General features: G+C 76.1%; 20 protein-coding genes. 12 read left to right on the plus strand and 8 right to left on the minus strand.

Annotation, left to right across the window (positions count from 1 at the left end; translation table 11 throughout):
* Window positions 1-40: 40 nt before the first annotated feature.
* The 6 genes from ACGBYP_RS00645 to ACGBYP_RS00670 all read right to left on the minus strand — a co-directional run bounded on the left by ACGBYP_RS00645 (window position 41) and on the right by ACGBYP_RS00670 (window position 5,668).
* Entirely contained in the window at window positions 41-688 is a 648-nt protein-coding gene (locus tag ACGBYP_RS00645) for a response regulator (RefSeq protein WP_411581333.1), read from the minus strand.
* Entirely contained in the window at window positions 682-1,998 is a 1,317-nt protein-coding gene (locus ACGBYP_RS00650) for a sensor histidine kinase (RefSeq protein WP_411581334.1), read from the minus strand. The genes ACGBYP_RS00645 and ACGBYP_RS00650 overlap by 7 nt, the downstream gene beginning before the upstream one ends.
* A gap of 265 nt (window positions 1,999-2,263) precedes the next feature.
* Window positions 2,264-3,256: an aldo/keto reductase gene (locus tag ACGBYP_RS00655; RefSeq protein ID WP_411581335.1), complete on the minus strand. Its 993-nt coding sequence runs from the start codon at window positions 3,254-3,256 to the stop codon at window positions 2,264-2,266.
* Window positions 3,257-3,296: 40 nt separating this feature from the next.
* Window positions 3,297-4,154, minus strand: a complete 858-nt coding sequence (locus ACGBYP_RS00660) for a hypothetical protein (protein ID WP_411581336.1) — start codon at window positions 4,152-4,154, stop codon at window positions 3,297-3,299.
* Between the two features lie 45 nt (window positions 4,155-4,199).
* Entirely contained in the window at window positions 4,200-5,186 is a 987-nt protein-coding gene (gene dapD / locus ACGBYP_RS00665; protein ID WP_411581337.1) for a 2,3,4,5-tetrahydropyridine-2,6-dicarboxylate N-succinyltransferase, read from the minus strand.
* 5 nt (window positions 5,187-5,191) lie between these two features.
* The gene (locus tag ACGBYP_RS00670) at window positions 5,192-5,668 is read right to left on the minus strand and encodes an NUDIX hydrolase (RefSeq protein ID WP_411581338.1); all 477 of its coding nucleotides are present in this window, start codon (window positions 5,666-5,668) and stop codon (window positions 5,192-5,194) included.
* A gap of 55 nt (window positions 5,669-5,723) precedes the next feature.
* Here ACGBYP_RS00670 and dapE point away from each other — a divergent pair, with 55 nt between their 5' ends.
* From dapE to ACGBYP_RS00690, 4 genes are read left to right on the plus strand one after another with little or no spacing between them, the layout of a single operon-like run.
* Entirely contained in the window at window positions 5,724-6,860 is a 1,137-nt protein-coding gene (dapE, locus tag ACGBYP_RS00675) for a succinyl-diaminopimelate desuccinylase (protein ID WP_411581339.1), read from the plus strand.
* Window positions 6,857-7,684 (plus strand): TIGR00730 family Rossman fold protein, encoded by an 828-nt coding sequence (locus tag ACGBYP_RS00680; RefSeq protein ID WP_411581340.1) that lies wholly within the window; start codon window positions 6,857-6,859, stop codon window positions 7,682-7,684. Before dapE ends, ACGBYP_RS00680 begins: the two co-directional genes overlap by 4 nt.
* Before the next feature lies 1 nt (window position 7,685).
* Window positions 7,686-8,030, plus strand: a complete 345-nt coding sequence (locus ACGBYP_RS00685; RefSeq protein WP_411581341.1) for a DivIVA domain-containing protein — start codon at window positions 7,686-7,688, stop codon at window positions 8,028-8,030.
* A complete protein-coding gene (locus ACGBYP_RS00690; RefSeq protein WP_411581342.1) occupies window positions 8,023-8,487 on the plus strand; it encodes an SRPBCC family protein in 465 nt (154 codons plus the stop codon). The genes ACGBYP_RS00685 and ACGBYP_RS00690 overlap by 8 nt, the downstream gene beginning before the upstream one ends.
* A gap of 40 nt (window positions 8,488-8,527) precedes the next feature.
* On the opposite strand, the gene ACGBYP_RS00695 is transcribed toward ACGBYP_RS00690, so the two are convergent.
* On the minus strand, window positions 8,528-9,277 hold the full coding sequence (locus tag ACGBYP_RS00695; protein WP_411581343.1) for a cytochrome c oxidase assembly protein: 750 nt from the start codon (window positions 9,275-9,277) through the stop codon (window positions 8,528-8,530).
* A complete protein-coding gene (locus ACGBYP_RS00700; RefSeq protein WP_411581344.1) occupies window positions 9,274-9,732 on the minus strand; it encodes a DUF2243 domain-containing protein in 459 nt (152 codons plus the stop codon). The genes ACGBYP_RS00695 and ACGBYP_RS00700 overlap by 4 nt, the downstream gene beginning before the upstream one ends.
* Window positions 9,733-9,809: 77 nt before the next feature.
* Between ACGBYP_RS00700 and ACGBYP_RS00705 the strand changes: the two genes are divergently transcribed.
* The 8 genes from ACGBYP_RS00705 to ACGBYP_RS00740 all read left to right on the plus strand — a co-directional run bounded on the left by ACGBYP_RS00705 (window position 9,810) and on the right by ACGBYP_RS00740 (window position 18,713).
* Window positions 9,810-10,712 carry a DMT family transporter gene (locus ACGBYP_RS00705; RefSeq protein WP_411581345.1) on the plus strand — a complete coding sequence of 301 codons (903 nt, stop codon included), beginning with the start codon at window positions 9,810-9,812 and terminating at the stop codon, window positions 10,710-10,712.
* Window positions 10,713-10,858: 146 nt separating this feature from the next.
* Window positions 10,859-13,573 carry a fibronectin type III domain-containing protein gene (locus tag ACGBYP_RS00710; protein WP_411581346.1) on the plus strand — a complete coding sequence of 905 codons (2,715 nt, stop codon included), beginning with the start codon at window positions 10,859-10,861 and terminating at the stop codon, window positions 13,571-13,573.
* Window positions 13,574-13,595: 22 nt separating this feature from the next.
* Window positions 13,596-14,156, plus strand: coding sequence for a DNA-3-methyladenine glycosylase I (locus ACGBYP_RS00715; RefSeq protein ID WP_411581347.1), 561 nt, complete (start codon window positions 13,596-13,598; stop codon window positions 14,154-14,156).
* A gap of 113 nt (window positions 14,157-14,269) precedes the next feature.
* On the plus strand, window positions 14,270-14,437 hold the full coding sequence (locus ACGBYP_RS00720) for a DUF3117 domain-containing protein (RefSeq protein ID WP_163611568.1): 168 nt from the start codon (window positions 14,270-14,272) through the stop codon (window positions 14,435-14,437).
* A gap of 107 nt (window positions 14,438-14,544) precedes the next feature.
* Window positions 14,545-16,041, plus strand: coding sequence for a leucyl aminopeptidase family protein (locus tag ACGBYP_RS00725; protein WP_411581348.1), 1,497 nt, complete (start codon window positions 14,545-14,547; stop codon window positions 16,039-16,041).
* Between the two features lie 53 nt (window positions 16,042-16,094).
* Window positions 16,095-16,787 (plus strand): hypothetical protein, encoded by a 693-nt coding sequence (locus ACGBYP_RS00730; RefSeq protein WP_411581349.1) that lies wholly within the window; start codon window positions 16,095-16,097, stop codon window positions 16,785-16,787.
* Window positions 16,788-16,929: 142 nt separating this feature from the next.
* Complete coding sequence (locus ACGBYP_RS00735; RefSeq protein WP_411581350.1) at window positions 16,930-17,889, plus strand: ABC transporter ATP-binding protein; 960 nt, start codon at window positions 16,930-16,932, stop codon at window positions 17,887-17,889.
* The gene (locus ACGBYP_RS00740) at window positions 17,886-18,713 is read left to right on the plus strand and encodes an ABC transporter permease subunit (RefSeq protein WP_411581351.1); all 828 of its coding nucleotides are present in this window, start codon (window positions 17,886-17,888) and stop codon (window positions 18,711-18,713) included. The genes ACGBYP_RS00735 and ACGBYP_RS00740 overlap by 4 nt, the downstream gene beginning before the upstream one ends.
* The last annotated feature ends 44 nt before the right edge of the window (window positions 18,714-18,757 follow it).

Genomic DNA, 18,757 nt, shown 5'->3' on the forward strand with positions numbered 1-18,757 from the left:
CGCGGGGGCATCGGCCGACCGGGACCGCGCTGGTGCGGCGTCAGTCGTCCCGGAGGACGGCGAAGGCGCTGTCCCGGTCGGTCACCCGGAGCTTGCGGAGGACCGCCGAGACGTGCACGCGGACCGTGGTCGGTGAGACGAACAACCGCCTCGCCACCTCGTCGGTGGGCAGCCCCTGCCCGAGCAGCTCCATCACCTCCCACTCCCGGTCGCTGAGCTTGCCGGCGGCGGCGGACCGGCGTGAGAAACGCCGTCGTGCCGGCGCGCGGAACTCGGCGAGCACCCGGCTGACCAGGGCGCCGGGCATGGCCGCCTCGCCGGCGAGGACCGAGCGCAGCGCAGCAGGCAGCTCCGCTGGGTCGGTGCCCTTGAGCAGGTAGCCCGCCGCGCCGGCGCGGAGGGAGTCGAAGAGGTCGTCGTCGTCCTCGGAGCGGGTGAGCATGACCACGGCGGTCTGCGGCAGGCGGCGGCTGACCTGCCGCGCGGCCTGGATGCCGCTGCCGGGCATGTGGACGTCGAGCAGGACGACGTCCGGTTCGAGCTCCACGGCGAGGGCGACCGCCTCCTCGGCCGTGGCCGCCTCACCGCAGACCAGGCACCCGCCGGCCTCGAGCGCCGCTCGTACCCGCGCACGGAGGCGTGCATGGTCGTCGGCGATCACCACGCGCACCGGCTCGTCGATCACCACCGCACCACCACCACGGCTCCTCCGCCCGGCTCGGACCGGACCTCCAGGCTGCCCGGCAGCGCCGTGGCGCGCTCGCGCATGCTGATCAGCCCGTACCCGGCGCGTGCCACGGGCAGCGCTTGAGGCGTGAACCCGCGACCGTCGTCCTCGACGGCCAGCATCCGCACCGCCCCGTCGTGGTGGGCTCGGATGCGGATCCGTGCCGGGGCGCCGTGCCGCACCGCGTTCGAGACGGCCTCCCGCGTGATCCGCAGCAGTGCGTGGCGCTGCTCGGTCCCGGCGTGCACCGAGTCGTCCGCCCGCACGTCGACGGGCAGCCGGTAGCGGGCCGCCAGCTCGGCCCCGACCCGGTGCAGCGCGGCCGCCAGCGCCTCGTCGCTGTGCTGCCCGAGCGCGTGGACGGCTGTCCGCGCCTCGTCGAGTGCGCGGTCACAGGAGCTCAGGATCAGGTCCCGGGTCATGCCGGCAGGGATGGCATGGGCCTCCGAGCGGATGTAGGCCAGTTCCTGGATGACACCGTCGTGGAGCTCTCGGGCGAGGCGACGACGGTCGCCCAGTACGGCCTGGCGAGGTTGGGCGCGCCAGAACTGCCGGAGTTCGCCGACCGCTCCGACCAGGAGCAGCAGGTAGCAACCGGTACGCAGCACGTCGCCGCTGTACGACCAGCCGGTGTCCGAGGTGGGGGCGATCAGGTAGTGCACCCGGGAGAACGCGGCCAGGGCGAACGCGGGACCGAGCCAGCGCAGGAGCGGGTCGTCCTGGTGTGCGCTCTGGACGGTGAAGGCCACGGACGCGACGGCGAAACACGACGCTGACACGGCGAGGGCGGTGACCACTGCGGGGTGGTCGGACAGCCCGGCACCTGCGCCGCCCGACACCCCGACGGCCGGCGGCAGGTGGGGCCGCAGCGCGGCGAAGGCGACCGACACGAGGGCGACGGCGGCGAAGGGGAGCAGGACCGCCGAGGGCCGGCCCGCCCGCTGCCTGCCCGGCCGGACCCCGGCCAGTGCTGCGGCGACGATCACTAGTGCCCCCAGCAGCCGCACCGTCAGGGGCAACCAGCTGCCGACGGACTCGTCGCCTTCGCCGCTGAGCAGTCCGACCACGTACGAGAGCCCTGACCCGGCCAGCGCCAGCAGGAGCAGACCCTGGGCCAGCAGCAGGTCCCGGGACCTCCCGCCGCGGACCACCCGCCCGTGCACGAGGACGGCTGCCAGCAGCGCGATGCAGGAGTCGACCGTGTCCAGGACCAGGTGCAGGGAGGGGCCCGGGTGACCGAGGGGCACTCGCGGGTCGAGCAGGAGGTACACGGTGGCGACACCACCGACGGTCCACCCCGCGGCCGTGAGGACGGCGTCCGGCACTCCCGGGCGACCTCGTCGCCGGGACAACGTCGTCGGCCCCATGCCGGGAGGTTAAGCACCTGTGACGTCCGCGTGCAGAAGTTGCCCGGATCGGTCACTCGTCGCTCCCTCCTCATCACTCGGAGGCGGGAGACGCCGCCTCAGCGGCGGCGCTGGGCGCGTCGCCGTCCGTCAGCAGGGCAGGTCGGGTGTGCCGGCCACCTCGCCCCGGTCAGTTGTGCAGCCAGCGCATGCCCTTCGGGGCGTACCGCTCGCCGGCGGCGACCCCCACGGGCGCGGCGGCCTCGATCGAGGCCAGCTCGTCGGCGGTCAGCGTGACGTCGACGGCGGCGACGTTCTCCTCGAGGTTGGGGATGTGCCGGGTGCCGGGGATGGGCACGACGTCCGGGCCCTGGGCGAGCACCCAGGCCAGGGCGAGCTGGCTGGGGGTGACGCCCTTGTCCTGCGCGATCGCCACGACCCGGTCGAGGACCTCGAGGTTGCGGGCGAAGTTCTCGCCCTGGAAGCGGGGCGAGGTGCGCCGGAAGTCGTCCTCGGCGAAGTCGTCGACCGTGCGGATCTTCCCGGACAGGAAACCGCGGCCCAGCGGCGAGTAGGGCACGAACCCGATGCCCAGCTCGCGGACGGTGGCCAGCACGCCGTTGTCCTCGACGTCCCGGGTGAACAGCGACCACTCGGTCTGGACGGCGGTCAGCGGCTGCGTGGCGTGGGCCCGGCGGATGCTCTCCGGCGCGGCCTCGCTGATGCCCAGGTACCGCACCTTGCCCTCGGCGACGAGCTCGCCGAGGGCCCCGAAGGTCTCCTCGACGGGGGTGTCCGGGTCGACCCGGTGCTGGTAGTAGAGGTCGATGACGTCGGTGCCCAGGCGCTGCAGGGAGCCGTCGACGGACTTCCTGATGTAGTCGGGGCGGCCGTTGACCCGGCCGGTGCGCGTGCCGCTGTCGTCGAGCTCGTTACCGAACTTGGTGGCCAGCACGACCTCGTCGCGGCGGGTGGCCAGGACGCCGGCGAGCAGCCGCTCGTTGGTCCACGGGCCGTAGACGTCGGCGGTGTCGAGGAAGGTGACGCCCAGGTCCAGGGCGCGGTGCAGGGTCGCGGTCGACTCGGCGTCGTCGAAGGCGCCGTAGAAGGCGCTCATGCCCATGCAGCCCAGCCCCTCGGCCGAGACGGTGAGGCCCTGCTGTCCGAGTGTGCGGGTGTCCATGACCTGCTCCTCCCCGCCGGCAGCCGGTCGGCAAACCCGGTCAGAGGGTGAGCTGCACGGTGAGCACGCCGGGGTCGCCGACGCCCTCGGTCCAGCCGCCGCCGGCCGTCCACTCCCAGCCGGCGTGACGGATCGAGGCCAGCTGCAGCCGCGAGGCGTGCGCCACCGCCCAGCTCGCCGCCGGCCAGCCCTCCCCGGGGACGGTGATGCTCCCGCCCAGGTGCGGCTCGGCCGGCCCGGCCTCGCGGCGGAGCGCCTCGGCGACGGCGGCCGTGCGCGGGTCGACCGCGCCGGAGGCGTCGTCGGGGAGGTAGGTGCAGGTGAGCTGGCCGGGCTGGTCGGACAGCAGCGCGCCGGTCAGCGCCGTCGCCATCGGCTCCCACTGCTGGTAGGCCTCGGGGAAGCCGCTGCGCTGCACCGCCTGGGCGACCTCGGTGAGCCGGCCGGTCTCCCAGCCGGGCACCTCGACCAGCCCGTCCAGGAACTTCCCGGTCGCGTACACGGGGTCCTGCACCTGCGCCTCGGAGCCCCAGCCCTGCGACGGCCGCTGCTGGAAGAGCCCCAGCGAGTCGCGGTCGCCGTGGTCGAGGTTGCGGATCCGCGACTCCTGCTGGGCGGTGGCCAGCGCGATCACCGTGGCCCGCGGCGGCAGGCCCCGGGAACGGGCCACCGCGGCGATGGTGGCGGCGTTGGCCGCCACCTCCGCGCTGACCCGGAGGTCGGAGCCGGCGATCGAGCAGTCGGTGGCCACGGCCGCCGATCCTCCACCGCGCACCGACACCACGACCAGCGCGACGACCGCGGCCAGCACCAGCAGCAGCGCCCGCACCGCGGCGGACCGGCGCCGGGGCGGCCGGCGGACCGGTGGCCGTCGCCTCACCGCCGTGCTGCCCGCCACCGGCCCGATCGTAGGGCGGCCGGCTGTGCAGACCGGGGAGCGACGCTAGTTGGCGTGCAGGGCGGCGTTCAGGCTGCCCCAGTCGCCGTCGCGGGCCACGACCTCGAGCGCGCCGGAGACCGAGTTGCGGCGGAACAGCAGGCCGTCGCGCCCGGACAGCTCGGCGGCCTTCACCGTCGTCCCGTCGGGCAGCGAGACCTTGGACCCGGCGGTGACGTAGCAGCCGGCCTCGACGACGCAGCCGTCGCCCAGGGAGATGCCGATGCCGGAGTTGGCGCCCAGCAGGGTGCCCTCGCCGATGGCGATGACCTGCTTCCCGCCGCCGGACAGGGTGCCCATGATCGAGGCGCCGCCGCCGACGTCGGAGCCGGCGCCGACGACCACGCCCGCGCTGATCCGGCCCTCGACCATGGAGGCGCCCAGCGTGCCGGCGTTGTAGTTGACGAAGCCCTCGTGCATGACGGTGGTGCCCTCGGCCAGGTGCGCGCCGAGGCGCACCCGGTCGGCGTCGGCGACCCGGACGCCGGAGGGCAGGACGTAGTCGACCATCCGGGGGAACTTGTCCACGCCGAAGACGGTCAGCTGCCCGTGGGCGGCGCGCAGCAGGGCACGGCGGGCCGGGGTGAGGTCGGTGCCGAGCACCGGGCCGGCGCTGGTCCAGGCCACGTTGGCCAGCAGGCCGAAGACGCCGTCCAGGTTGGTGCCGTGCGGGCGGACCAGCCGGTGCGAGAGCAGGTGCAGCCGCAGGTACACGTCGTACGCGTCGACCGGGGCGGCCGACAGGTCGGCGATGGTCGTGGCGACCGCGACGACCTGCACGCCGCGGGCGTCGTCGGTGCGCACCAGGCCGGCGTACTCGGGGCCGAGCAGGCCGGTCAGCTCGTCGACGCCGAGCTGCTGGGTGCCGGTCTCGCCCTGGTCGGCGCCGCTGAGCGCGGGGGTGGGGTACCAGGTGTCCAGCACGGTGCCGTCGGGGGTCACGGTGGCCAGGCCCACACCGTTGGCGCCGGTGGTCTGCTCGCTGCTCGTCACGCCCGTCACGCTACCGAGGCGGCTGCCAGCAGGATCGCGGGCAGGGGCGTCCCGGCGGCCAGGAAGGCGAGCACCTGGGCCTCCTGCGGCTGCACCGGGTCGGGCAGCGCGGTGAGCGGGAACCACTCCAGGCCCGCGTTCTTCGCCGGCTCGGCCACCCGCGGGTCGCCGGACCAGCGGCGGACGGCGAAGAAGAAGTCGACCCGCTGCTCGATCTGGCCGGCGCCCGGGGTGACCCGGTGGACGGCGGTCAGCGGCTCCAGGTCGGCCGGGTCGAGCTCGATGCCGGCCTCCTCGCGGACCTCGCGGACGGCAGCGGCGACGCACGTCTCCTCCGCCTCGACGTGCCCGGCCAGGCTCGCCCAGTGGCCGTCCATGTAGCCGGTGCCCTGCCGCAGGTGCAGCAGGACCTCGCTGCCGCCGTCCGCACCGTCGCGGAGGAGGAACACGTAGGACGACGGGATCAGCAGGCTGCGGGGCACCGCGACACCGTAGGTGAGCGGTGGTGGTCGCCTCCGGTCACTACGCTCGGACGTCGTGAGCCCCGACCAGCCGCTGCCCCCGCTCGACCTGACCGCCGACGTCCTCACCCTCACCCGCGCGCTGGTCGACGCCCCGTCGGTGTCGGGCACGGAAGGTCCGCTGGCCGACGCGGTGGAGGCGGCGCTGCGCGCGCTCGGCGGGCTGGAGGTGCTCCGGGTCGGCGACACCGTGCTGGCCCGTACGAACCTCGACCGTGACTCCCGGATCGTGCTGGCCGGCCACCTGGACACCGTGCCGATCGCGGACAACGTGCCCAGCCGGCTGGAGACCGTGGACGGCGAGGAGCGGCTGTACGGCTGCGGCACCAGCGACATGAAGGCCGGCGACGCGGTGATGCTGCGGCTGGCCGGGCGCTTCGGCGTCCCCGGGGCCGAGCCGGCCCGCGACCTCACGTTCGTCTTCTACGACAACGAGGAGGTCGAGGCGGTGCGCAACGGCCTGGGCCGGGTGGCCCGCGAGCACCGCGGCTGGCTCTACGGCGACCTCGCGATCCTGATGGAGCCCACCGACGGCGCGATCGAGGGCGGCTGCCAGGGCACGCTGCGCGTGGTGCTGACCGTCCGCGGCGAGCGCGCCCACAGCGCGCGGTCGTGGCTGGGGGTCAACGCCGTGCACGGCGCGGCCGACGTGCTGGCGACGCTGCAGGCGTACCGGGCGCGCGAGGTCGAGATCGACGGGCTGCGCTACCGCGAGGGCCTCAACGCCGTCCGGATCGAGGGCGGGGTCGCCGGCAACGTCGTCCCCGACGAGTGCCGGGTGACGGTCAACTTCCGCTTCGCCCCCGACCGGGACGAGGACGACGCCGTGGCCCACGTGCGCGAGGTGTTCGCCGACGCGCTGGCCGCCGGGGTCGAGTTCGAGGTCACCGACCTCTCCGGCGGGGCGCTGCCCGGGCTGGGCGAGCCGGCGGCCGCGGCGTTCCTGGCCGCGGTGGGGCAGCCGGCCCGGGCCAAGCTGGGCTGGACCGACGTCGCCCGGTTCGCCGCCTTCGGCATCCCGGCGCTCAACTACGGACCGGGTGACCCGAACCTCGCGCACCAGGTCGGGGAGTACACCCGGGTCGACCGCCTGCAGCCGGCCGAGGACGCGCTGGTCGCCTACCTGACCGAGAACACGGGGAGCAACGCATGAGCCAGCCCGAGGACGCCCGACGCCGGCCGATCCGGCACCGCGGCCCGATCGCCCTGCGCGGCGGGGAGCCCGACCCGGGCACGGTCGGGACGACGACCGACCAGCGGCTGCTGGACCGGCGGGGGAGCAGCGACTGGGTGCACACCGACCCGTGGCGCGTGCTGCGCATCCAGGCCGAGTTCGTCGAGGGCTTCGGGCTGCTGGCCGAGCTGCCGCGTGCGGTGAGCGTGTTCGGCAGCGCCCGCACCCCGCGCGACTCCGAGTACTACGAGGTCGGCGTGCAGCTCGGCGCCGCGCTGGCCGACGCCGGCTACGCGGTGATCACCGGCGGTGGCCCCGGCGCCATGGAGGCGGCCAACAAGGGCGCCTGCGAGGCCGGCGGCATGTCGGTCGGGCTGGGCATCGAGCTGCCGTTCGAGCAGGAGCTCAACGAGTGGGTCGACGTCGGCGTGCTCTTCCGCTACTTCTTCGTGCGCAAGACGATGTTCGTCAAGTACGCGCAGGCCTTCGTGATCCTGCCCGGCGGCTTCGGCACCCTCGACGAGCTGTTCGAGGCCCTCACCCTGGTGCAGACCCGCAAGGTCACCCGCTTCCCGGTGATCCTCTTCGGCAGCGCCTACTGGTCCGGGCTCATCGACTGGATCCGGGACACGATGGTCGCGCAGGGCACCGTCGGACCGTCCGACCTGGACCTGCTGCACGTCACCGACGACATCGACGAGGCGGTCGCGATCATCCAGGCCGCCGACGCCGCGCGGGCGCAGCACGCCACCGAGCCCCCGCCCGGGCAGCCGGTGCCCGACCCGGCCCCGGTCGACGACTGACGTGGCCGGGCTGGTCTTCGTCCTCGGCCTCGTCGTCGTCGGCGGGCTGCTGTTCCTCGGCGCCTCGCTGCTGCTGGGGCGCGGGGAGAGCCAGCCGCCGGCGGTCCCGGGGCGCTCGCCGGTCGAGCTGCCCGACGACCGGCCGGTGGTGGCCGACGACGTCCGCGCGCTGCGCATCTCGGTGGCCTTCCGCGGTTACCGGATGACCGAGGTCGACTGGCTGCTCGACCAGTTCGCCCAGGTGCTCGACGAGCGGGACGCCCGCATCGCCGAGCTGGAGGCCGAGCACCGGCGGGCGCGGACCGTGCCCCCGGACGACGAGGACGAGGAGCGGGACCGTGCCTGAGCTGGTGCTGGACGTGGACGTGGACGCACCGCCGGAGCAGGTCTGGGCGGCGCTGGTCGACTGGGACCGGCAGGGTGAGTGGATGCTGCTCACCGACGTCCGGGCCGGCGCCCAGGGCGGGCAGGGCGTGGGCGGCGAGCTGGCCGCGGTCACCGGGGTGAAGCTGCCGGTGCTCGGCCGCCGGATCGGCGTGCTGGACACGATGCTGATCACCAGCTGGGACGTCCCGCGCCGGGTCGACGTGCGGCACACCGGGCGGGTCGTGCGCGGCACCGGCACGTTCGAGGTGCGGCCGCGGGCCGGGGGCGGGTCGACCTTCGTGTGGACCGAGGGCCTGGACCTGCCGCTGGGCGCGCTCGGCCGGCTCGGCTGGCCGCTGGTGAGGCCGGTGTTCGCCGCCGGCGTCCGCCTGTCGCTGAAGCGCTTCGCCACCTACGCGGCGAGCTACCCGCGCTGACCTGCCGGGCGAGAGTGGCCACTCTCGCCCGGCAGGTGAGTCAGGCGGCGGCGAGCGCGGCCTGCTCGGCCGACCGGACGGCGCCGCGCGAGACGTACCACTGGCGCCACAGCACCGCCGCGACGAGCAGGTGCACGACCGTGCCGCCGTCGTACATCAGCTGGGCGCCGTCCTCGGCGCGCACGGTCCCGGCCGGCGGGTGCGCGTAGAGGTGCTTGGCCAGCACGTCGTGCGCGGCCGCCCCGGCGGCCAGCGCGACCGCCCGGGCCCCCACGCCCCGCCGGTGTGGCGCCGGGTCCAGCGCCAGCACGGCGGCGGTGGCCAGCCAGCCGGTGAGCAGCACGTGCACCGAGACCAGCTGGTGCAGCCCCGGGGAGTGGGTCATCGCGGTGAGCAGCCCGGTGCCGTAGAGCACCCACAGCCCGCCCGCGTTGAGCGCCACCGCGACGAACGGGTCGCCGAGCACCCGCAGCGGCGCGCTGCGCAGCACCCGGCTCAGCCGCCGGGCGCCGGCGAGCGGGAGCGTCCGCAGCGCGAGGGTGACCGGCCGGGCCAGCACCAGCAGCAGCGGCGCGACCATGCCCAGCAGCAGGTGGCCGGCCATGTGCGCGTGCAGGTCGCCGTGCGCGGTGGCCGGCGGCCCGGTCAGGGCGGCGACCACGCACGCCAGCCCGCCCAGCCAGGCCGCCGTCCGCCGCACCGGCCACGGCGCCCGGCCCCGGACGGCGGGCACGAGGTGGGCGGCGCCCAGGTACACCGCGGCCGCGAGGACGCAGCCGAGGACGGTCACGCCGTCGCTCGCCCCCGGCGCAGCAGGGCGACCCCGGCCAGCAGCACGAGCACCCCGGCGCCGGTCCAGGCCAGGTCGTAGCCGGTGAGGTCGACGCCGTAGCGGACCTGGTGCAGCCGCAGCAGCTTGTGGTGCACCAGGCCGTCCCAGGTCTGGAACGCGCCGGCGCCGACGAGCACCGCGCCCCACCAGGCGGCCGGGGCGAAGGCGGCCCGGCGCCGGACGTCGGCGAGCAGCGCCAGCCCGGCCACGGTCGCCGACCAGGTGGCCGCGTGCAGCAGCCCGTCGGAGACCAGCCCCGCGGTGCCGCTGGACCGGTCGTAGAAGTGGTGCCAGTGCAGCAGCTGGTGGAAGACGATCTCGTCGACCGCCCCCGCGGCGCCGAGCCCCAGCATCAGCCCGGAGAGCAGCAGGCGGCGCCGGTCGTGTCCCGGGCGGTCGGGCGGTGCGGTCACCGACGGCGCCTGCCCGCCGTCCACGCGCCGGAAACGCGACGCGATGATGGCCGCGTGACGGGTGCGGGAGAGCGGGCGTGAGCCGGCGCGGCTGGGTGCTGTTCGTGGCGCTGGCGGTGATCTGGGGCGTGCCCTACCTGTTGATCAAGGTGGCCGTCGCCGACTTCTCGCCGGTGACGGTGGTGTTCCTGCGCTGCGCCATCGGGGCGGCCCTGCTGCTGCCGTGGACCCTCGCCCGCGGCCGGCTCGGTCCCGCGCTGCGGGCGCACTGGCGGGCGCTGCTGCTGTTCACGGTGCTGGAGATGACCGGGCCGTGGTTGCTGCTGTCGTGGGCGGAGACCGAGCTGTCGTCCTCGCTCACCGGCCTGCTGGTGGCCGGCGTGCCGTTCGTGGCCGCGCTGACCGCCCGGCTGGCGGGGGAGGAGGAGCGGCTGTCGCCGGTGCGCGTCGTCGGCATGCTGGTCGGGGTGGTCGGCATCGCCGTCCTGCTCGGCCTGGACGTCGGCGGGGCGCAGCTGGGGCCGCTGCTGGCGGTGGCGCTGGTCGTCGTGGGGTACGCGACCGCGCCGATGGTGATCAGCCGGCGGCTGTCCGACGTGCCGGGCGTGACCGCCAGCGCGTTCGCCCTGGTGGTCACCGCGCTGGTCTACGCCCCGTTCGCCGTCCCGCGGCTGGGTGCTGCGGCCGCCGTCCCGGCCGACGCCTGGACGGCGGTCGTGCTGCTGGGCACGGTCTGCACCGCGGCGGCGCTCGCGCTGTTCTTCGCCCTGATCCGCGAGGCCGGGCCGCAGCGGGCGCTGGTGATCACCTTCGTCAACCCGGCGGTCGCGGTCGGGCTCGGCGTCCTGCTGCTCGACGAGCCCTTCACGCTGGGGCTGGCGGTCGGGCTGCCGCTGGTCCTGCTCGGCTGCGTGCTCGCCACCCGGCGCAGCCCCGCCCCGGTGCCCGCCGCCGAGGTCGCGGCCGCCCGCCCGGCCTGAGCCGCTCGGCTCAACCCCGGGGCGCAGGCGCCGAGAACCGCTGCGGGCACCGGCGGTCGACCGGCGCCCGCAGGAGGTCGGGCGTGGGTCAGCACAGCGGTCGGACGGCGGGCGTCGGGCACCGGCGGAGGTGGACGGTCGGCGCGGTGGCGGCGGTGCTGACGGCGGGGACGCTGCTGTCCGGCAGCGGCGGGCCGCCGAGCGCCCCGGGGCTGCAGGCGACCAGCTACACGAACCCGACCCCACCGAGCAACGTCACGACCACGCCCGCCGACCGGTCTCTGCTGGTCTCCTGGACGGCCTCGACCGAGCCCGGTGTCGTCGGCTACCGGGTCTGGGTCGACGGGGTGCCGGGGCCGACGACCACCACGACCTCGGCCACGGTGACCGGCCTGGTCAACGGCCGCAGCTACGTGATCACCGTGCGGGCCGGCACGCTCGTCGCCGGCACCGCGACCGAGGGGACGACGGCGAGCGCCCCGGTCACCGGCGTCCCGGCCGACTCCGTGGCCCCGGCCCGGCCGGCCCGCCCCACGGCGGTGCGCGGCGACGGCCAGGTGACGCTGTCCTGGACGGCGGGCACCGAGTACGACGTCGACGGCTACCGGGTGCTCCGGGACGGCGTCCCGGTCTCCGGTCTGCTGGCCGGGCAGGGCACGACCGGCTGGACCGACACCGGCCTGCAGAACGACCGTCCGTACGGCTACGCGCTCCAGGTCCACGACACCTCGGGCAACTGGTCCCCGGCGTCGGCCCCGGACGTGCCGGCGACCCCCACCGACCTGACGCCACCGGGCGCGCCCACCGGCCTGTCGGCGCTGGCCGGCGACCGCCAGGTGGAGCTGTCGTGGGCGCCGCCCGCCGAGACCGACGTCGTGGCCCACCGCGTGCTGCGCGACGGCGTCGAGGTCGCGGTCGTGCGCGGCGCGACCTCCTCCGTCGACACCGGACTGGTCGACGGCCGGACGTACGGCTACGCGCTGGTCGCCGAGGACGGCCACGGCAACCTCTCCCCGCGCTCGGCCGCCGTGACCGCGACGCCCCGGGACACCACCCCGCCGGCGGTGCCCCCGACGCCGACCGCGACGCCGCGCGACGGCGCGGTGGAGCTGTCCTGGCCGGCCGACCCGGACGCCGCCGCGTACCGGGTGCTGCGCGACGGCGTCGCGGTCGCCACGGTGACCGGGACGGCCCACCGCGACGAGGGGCTGACCAACGGCACGCCCTACCGCTACGCGCTGGTGGCGGTGGACGCCGCCGGCAACCCCTCGGCGGCGACGCCGGAGGTCCTGGCGACCCCGACCGACCAGACCCCGCCGGCCGCGCCCACCGGCGTGACCGCGGCGCCGGGCGACGGGACGGCGTCGCTGTCGTGGACCGCGGACCCGGACGCGGCGGCCTACCGCGTGCTGCGCGACGACGTGGTGCTCGCGACCGTGACCGCACCGGCCACCCAGGCGGTCGTCCGCGGGCTGACGAACGGCGCGCCCACCACCCTCACCGTCGTGGCGGTGGACGCGGCGGGCAACGCCTCCGCCCCGTCGGCCGCGGTCACGGTGGTCCCGGTCGCCCGGCGGGTGCCGGTGCAGGGCGCGGGGGAGAGCGGCGGGCTGGCCGTCAGCGGGGACGGGCGCTTCGTCGTCGTCGGCACCCGGGCCCCGTTGGAGCCGGCCGACACGAACACCGCCCACGAGCTGTACCTCCTCGACCGCACCGCCGGCACCGCGCGCCGGATCGCGCCGCTGCCGGCCGGCGCGACCGGGGCGTCCGACCCGACCAACGCCGGCGCCCCGGCGGTCAGCGACGACGGCCGCTACGTCGCCCTGGCCACCACCGCGGCGCTCGTGCCCGAGGACACCAACCGCGTCGCCGACGTCTACCGGCTGGACACCACCACCGGCCGGTGGACGCCGGTGAGCGTCCCGGCGGGCGGCCGGGTCTCCGCGGTGGCCGGCACGGTCCTGCAGACCGGGCCGTCGGTGTACGCGACCAGCCCGAGCGTGGCGATGTCGGCCGACGGGGACGTGGTGGTCTTCTACTCGGCGCGCGCCGACCTGGTCGCCCGCGACACCAACGGCGTGGTCGACGTCTTCGCCAAGACGATGTCGACCGGCGCGGTCACCCGGGTGTCGGCGACCGCGACCGGCACCGACCTGCCGCGGACGGCGCTGGGCCCGGCCCTCGCGCTGACCCCCGACGGCCGGTACGCCCTCTTCCCGGCGACGTCGGCCAGCGGTCCGGTGGTGCTCTACCGCAAGACGCTGTCCGGGGCCGGCGCCGGGACGGCCACCGTCGTCTCGGCGGTCACCGTCGCCGGGCGGACGACGGAGTTCCCCGCGTACCGCGACGCCGGCGACATCGACCTCAGCGACGACGGCCGGTACGTCGCCCTGGTGACCACCGCGAAGCTGGGCACCACGACGCCGTCCGCCTCCTGGACCACCGGCCTGGCGTACCGCGTCGACGCCGCCACCGGGACCGCGCTGGCGCTCGGCGACGGGCAGACGGCCACCTGGGAGCACCAGGTGGCCCTGGACCCGACCGGCCGGTTCGGCTTCTTCGGCACCGCGGCCGCCGAGGTGTCCGGCGACGCCAACGGCCACACCGACCACCTGCGCCGCGACCTGGACGGCGGGGTGCGCGGGCCGCTGGTGCTGGTCACCGCCGACGCCGCCGGCCGGGCCGCCCCCGGGCCGACCGGCGCGATCACCCCCGCGGAGTACGGCCGGGCGGTCCCGGTCACCGGCGACCTGGTGCTCGTGACCACCTCGAACGCGCTGCAGCCGACCGACACCAACGGCGTCCGGGACCTGTACTCGAAGGACCTGGCCGGCGGGGCGGTGCAGGCGCCGGTGGGGTGAGCCCCGGCGCTAGCGTCGGCACGTGGAGCGGATCCGGTGCGGCTGGGCGACCAGCGCCCCCGAGTACGTCAGGTACCACGACGAGGAGTGGGGCACGCCGCTGCACGGCGACGACGCCCTCTTCGAGCGGCTGACCCTGGAGGCGTTCCAGTCCGGGCTGTCCTGGATCACGATCCTGCGCAAGCGCCCGGCGTTCCGGGCCGCCTTCGCCGGGTTCGACGTCGCGGCGGTCGCGGCGTTCACCGCCGAGGACGAGGCCCGGCTGATGGCCGACGCCGGCATCGTCCGCAACCGGGCGAAGGTGGCCGCCGCGGTGCGCAACGCCCGGGCCGCACTCGAGGTCCCGGAGGGCCTGTCGGCGCTGCTGTGGTCCTTCGCCCCGACCGCGCCCCGGCCCCGGCCGCGCTCGCTCGCCGAGGTCCCGGCCACCTCGCCGGAGTCGATCGCGCTGGCCAGGGAGCTGAAGCGGCGGGGGTTCGTCTTCGTCGGCCCGACCACCGGGTACGCGCTGATGCAGGCCACCGGGATGGTCGACGACCACGTCGCGGACTGCTTCCGGGCCCACCCGGAGGAGCGGTCCTGAGGGGTCCGGTTGGTCGATCGGCCCGGATACGGGATCATGGGGGAGAGCTCTGCACGAACAGTCGCCACACCACGGCCCAACCGGACCGTGGGTGGCCGGTGAAGGAGGCACGCATGGCGGCCATGAAGCCGCGCACGGGTGAAGGTCCCCTCGAGGTCACCAAGGAGGGCCGCGGCCTGGTCATGCGCGTCCCGCTGGAGGGTGGCGGCCGGCTGGTCGTCGAGCTGTCCCCCGACGAGGCGACCGCCCTCTCCGAGGCGCTGACGGGCGCGACCAGCTGAACACCGCCGCGAGCCTGCCCCCGGGCAGCCCCGCGGACGACGACACGGCCCCGGCCGCCGGCAGCACGCCGGCGTCCGGGGCCGCGCCGTTCCCGCAGGTACGGGTCGTGGCGGAGCTGCCCGAGCCGGCCGAGGACGACGTCCTCGTGGTGCCGGTCGGTGCGCAGGGCGCGCTGCCCGGCTGGCTGGGCGTCGCACCACCGGTCGACCCCGACCTGCTCACCGGTGCCCTCGCCGACACCGGCAACGGCGGGCGGCCCGGCGGGCTGACCGCGGTGCCGGTGCCCGGTCGCCGACCACGCACCGTGCTGGCCGTCGGCGTCGGCGACGCCACGCTGCCGCAGCTGCGGTCGGCCGTCGCGGTCGCCGTCCGCCGCGCCCAGACCCTCGCCGAGTCCGGCGCCCGGCGGCTCGTGCTGCCGCTGGACACCGACGTCGCTCCCGCCGGCGCCGACGAGGTGCGCACCGCGGTCGAGACGGCGCTGCTGGCCGGGTACCGGTTCCGCGACTCCTCGGCCCCGCACCCGCCCCGGCTGGCCGAGGTCCTGGTCGTGGCCGCCGACACCGACCCCGCCGTCCGCGCCGCCGCCCGGGCCGGGCAGGTCACCGCGGAGTCCGTCGCCTGGGCCCGCGACCTGGTCAACACCCCGAGCAGCACCAAGGACCCCGCCTGGCTGGCCGACCAGGCCGTCGCGCGGCTGGGCGCCCTGCCCGGCGTCACGGTCACGGTGCTCGGCCCCGCCGAGCTCGCGGCCGGTGGTTTCGGCGGCGTGCTGGCCGTCGGCGGCGGCTCGGCCTCCCCGCCGTGCGTCGTCGTCGCGGCGTACGGCGCGGCCGGGCAGGGGCACCCGGTGCTGGTCGGCAAGGGCATCACCTACGACACCGGCGGGCTGTCGATCAAGACCAACGCCGGCCTGCGGGACATGAAGACCGACATGGCCGGGGCCGCGGCGGTGCTGGCCGCCGTCGACGCCGCCGCCCGGCTGCAGCTGCCCACGCCGGTCACCGCGGTGGTCGCGCTCGCCGAGAACGCCGTCTCCGGGTCGGCCTACCGCCCCGCCGACGTCGTCCGGCACGTGGGCGGGCGCACCACCGAGGTGCGCAACACCGACGCCGAGGGCCGGCTGGTGCTCGCCGACGCCCTCGCCCATGCCCGGCTGGCCCTCGGCGCCACCGTGCTCGTCGACGTCGCCACCCTCACCGGGGCGATGCGGACGGCACTGGGCGCCCGCACCGCCGGCCTCTACGCGACCACCGACGGCCTGGCCGGCGCGCTGCTCACCGCAGCCGGGCACGCCGGGGAGTCGTTCTGGCGGATGCCGCTGGGCGAGGAGCACGTCGGGCACCTGTGGGCGCAGCTGGAGTCGCCGGTGGCCGACGCGAACAACGCACCCGGCAACCCCGGCTCGACCACGGCCGCGCTGTTCCTGCAGCCCTTCGCCGGCGACCTGCCGTGGGCCCACCTGGACGTCGCCGGTCCGGCCCGCGCCGGCAGCGACGACGCCGAGGTGGTCAAGGGCGGCACCGGCTTCGCCGCCCCCACGCTGCTGCGCTGGCTGGAGGCCGGCGCGCCCACCGAGCAGCCGGAGACCACGCTCGACTGACGGCGGTGCGTGTGCTGCGTCACTCCGGGGCCGCCCGGGCCTACGGTGACGCCATGACGGCTCCCGCGCCGAGCGCCCTCCCCCAGGAGCGCCGCCGGCCGACGCTGCGCGACCCGTGGACGGCGCTGCGGGTGGCGCTGGCGGTCGGGTGGCTGGCCCTCGCGCTGACCACCGTGCTGGTGGGTCAGCGGCCGGGTCAGCTCGAGGACCTGCGCGCCGCGGTCGACGCCGGCGGGGTCACCGAGGTCCGGGTGGGCGAGGGCCTCGAGCCGGGCGCCACCGGGTACGCGACCCAGGCGGTGGTCTGGCGGGACGGACTGCTGGCCCGCCGCGCCGAGGGCTGGCAGGTCAGCCCGGGGGTGGACGCACCGACCACGCTGCCCGTCCTCGACACCGACCTGGCCGAGGAGCTGCGCGCCCAGGGCGTCCGCGTCCTGCCGCTCGCCGAGCGGTCCGCGTACTCGGAGGTGGCCGGCTGGCAGGTGCCCCAGCAGGTCGGGCTGCTGTTGTCCGCCGCGTGGCTGGTCATGCTGTTCCTGCTGGTGGGCGGGCCGGTGCCGCAGCGGGCCACCCGCTGGGCCTGGTTCTGGCTCTCGTGGAACCCGTTCGGCTGGCTGGCCCTCCTGCTGCTCTCCGGGCCGTTCCCCGGGGTCCCGGCGCCCCGCCCAGGTGCCGGCCGGCTGACCGGTGGCTGGGCGTTCCTGCTGAGCCTGGTCCTCGGCGGCGGGCTCCTCGTGCCCAGCTGACCCTCCTCAGGGGAACGACTCAGGGAGCGCTCAGGGCCGGTTCAGGGTCGGCTGGGGGCGCTCCCTGATGGTCGCCGCGGGCCCGCCTCGACAGGCTCGACGGCATGGACACCACATCCCGTCAGCGTCCCCGGGACCGGCGATGATCGTCGCCCGCGGACTCACCAAGACCTACGGCGACAAGACCGTCGTCGACTCCCTGGGCTTCACCGTCGAGCCCGGCCGGGTGACCGGCTTCCTCGGCCCGAACGGCGCCGGCAAGTCGACCACCATGCGCATGGTGGTCGGCCTGGACCGCCCCACCGCCGGCAGCGTCACCGTCAACGGACGCTCCTACGCCGACTCGCCGGCACCGCTGCGCGAGGTCGGCGCCCTGCTCGAGGCCCGTGCGCTGCACCCGGGCCGCACCGCCCGCGACCACCTGCGCTGGCTGGCGGCGAGCAACGGCATCCCGCGCACCCGGATCGACGAGGTGCTCGACCTGGTCGGCCTGGACTCCGTCGCCGACCAGCGGGTGGGCCGGTTCTCGCTGGGCATGGGCCAGCGGCTGGGCATCGCGGTGGCCCTGCTGGGCGACCCGCCGGTCGTCGTCCTGGACGAGCCGGTCAACGGCCTGGACCCCGAGGGCATCCGCTGGGTGCGCAACCTGGCCCGGGAGCTGGCCGGGCAGGGCCGCGCCGTGCTGGTCTCCAGCCACCTGATGTCGGAGATGGCGCTGACCGCCGACCACCTGCTCGTCATCGGCCGCGGGCGGATGCTCGCCGACTGCTCGATGGCCGCGTTCATCGCCGACCACGCGACCTCCTACGTGCGGGTCCGCAGCCCGCGCACCGCCGACGCCGCCACGCTGCTGCGCGCCGAGGGCCTGGACGTCGACGTCCACGGCACCGAGCTGCGGGTGCAGGGCCGTGACGCCGCCGGCATCGGCGACCTGCTGGGCGGCGCCGGGGTGCACCTGCACGAGCTGACCCTGGTGCGCTCCTCGCTGGAGGACGCGTTCATGACCCTCACCGCCGACAGCGTCGAGTACACCGCCGGGACCCACGCCGACGTCCCGCCGGTCGTCGTCCCGCCCGTCCGGGAAGCGCAGGCCGTCCGATGACCGCCACGATCGACACCGTCCACCTCGACCCGCGGCGCAACGTCCCCGGTGTGCGCCGGGTGGGGTTCCGGGAGGCGCTGGCCGCCGAGTGGATCAAGTTCTGGACCGTGCGCTCCACCCGCTGGTCGCTCGCGCTGCTGTTCGCACTCGGCGCGGGGCTGACCACGCTGGTCTGCTGGGCGGCGGCGGACGCGATCGCCAGTGGCGAGGCCGGGGAGGACCCGGGGTCCTTCATCACCTGGGGGCTGGTCTTCTCGCAGCTGACCGCGCTGGCGGTGGGCACGTTGGTGATCACCGGCGAGTACGGCACCGGCATGATCCGGGCGACGCTGGCCGCGGTGCCGCGGCGCGGGTCGGTGCTGGCGGCCAAGGCCGTGGTGCTCACCGGCGTCCTGTTCGTCGCCGGCACGGTGACCGCCGTGCTGGGCTACCTCGGCGGCAACTGGTTCCTCGACCGCGAGGGCGTGGGCGTCGCGCTCTCGGACGACGGGGTGCTGCGGTCGCTGCTGGGCAGCGGGCTCTACCTGGCCGGCCTGGGGCTGTTCGCACTGGGGCTGGGGCTGCTCATCCGGCACACCGCTGCCGCCCTGACCGTCGGCATGGCGCTGGTGCTGGTCATCGGCAACCTGGCCTTCGTGCTGCCGGGTGCGTGGGGGGAGTGGGTGGCCAAGCTGCTGCCGGGCAACGCGGGCAGCCAGGTGGCCACCGCGGTGTCGTTCAACCCCGAGGCGCTCGGGCCGTGGACCGGGCTGGCGGTGTTCGCCGCCGAGACCGCCGTCGTGCTGCTCGTCGGCCTCACCGTCTTCCGCCGCCGCGACGCCTGAGCGCGGTGCGCACGACGGCCCCGGTCCCGACAGGACCGGGGCCG

Origin of the sequence: Modestobacter sp. SSW1-42 (genome assembly GCF_046635825.1) — a bacterium.
In the GTDB taxonomy this organism is placed as follows: Bacteria; Actinomycetota; Actinomycetes; order Mycobacteriales; family Geodermatophilaceae; genus Modestobacter.

What these genes read in the sequence shown, in the direction of transcription:
- ACGBYP_RS00655 (WP_411581335.1), bottom strand. Translation starts at nt 3,256, where the DNA reads ATGGACACCCGCACACTCGGACAGCAGGGCCTCACCGTCTCGGCCGAG.
- ACGBYP_RS00680 (WP_411581340.1), top strand. Translation starts at nt 6,857, where the DNA reads ATGAGCCAGCCCGAGGACGCCCGACGCCGGCCGATCCGGCACCGCGGC.
- ACGBYP_RS00720 (WP_163611568.1), top strand. Translation starts at nt 14,270, where the DNA reads ATGGCGGCCATGAAGCCGCGCACGGGTGAAGGTCCCCTCGAGGTCACC.
- ACGBYP_RS00730 (WP_411581349.1), top strand. Translation starts at nt 16,095, where the DNA reads ATGACGGCTCCCGCGCCGAGCGCCCTCCCCCAGGAGCGCCGCCGGCCG.
- ACGBYP_RS00735 (WP_411581350.1), top strand. Translation starts at nt 16,930, where the DNA reads ATGATCGTCGCCCGCGGACTCACCAAGACCTACGGCGACAAGACCGTC.
- ACGBYP_RS00740 (WP_411581351.1), top strand. Translation starts at nt 17,886, where the DNA reads ATGACCGCCACGATCGACACCGTCCACCTCGACCCGCGGCGCAACGTC.